The sequence below is a fragment of the Ewingella sp. S1.OA.A_B6 genome (assembly GCF_049889095.1).
Classification (GTDB): domain Bacteria; phylum Pseudomonadota; class Gammaproteobacteria; order Enterobacterales; family Enterobacteriaceae; genus Ewingella.
The window spans coordinates 1-265 of sequence record NZ_JBLJFK010000076.1 but is presented as its reverse complement, the minus strand read 5'-3'; the positions used below and the strand labels follow the sequence as shown (position 1 = coordinate 265).

The 265-nt window shown below is 50.6% G+C and carries 1 rRNA gene; it reads left to right on the top strand.

The window, feature by feature from the left end:
* Nucleotides 1-239 (top strand): 23S ribosomal RNA (locus tag ACMV8I_RS21545); the annotation flags it as partial.
* Between the last annotated feature and the right edge of the window lie 26 nt (nt 240-265).

Sequence of the window (265 nt, the reverse complement as noted above, 5' to 3'; positions counted from 1 at the left end):
CCGGAGTGGACGCATCACTGGTGTTCGGGTTGTCATGCCAATGGCATTGCCCGGTAGCTAAATGCGGAAAAGATAAGCGCTGAAAGCATCTAAGCGCGAAACTTGCCTCGAGATGAGTCTTCCCTGGGACTTCGAGTCCCCTGAAGGGACGTTTAAGACTAAGACGTTGATAGGCTGGGTGTGTAAGTGCAGCGATGCATTGAGCTAACCAGTACTAATGACCCGAGAGGCTTAACCTTACAACACCCAAGGTGTTTTGGTTTGA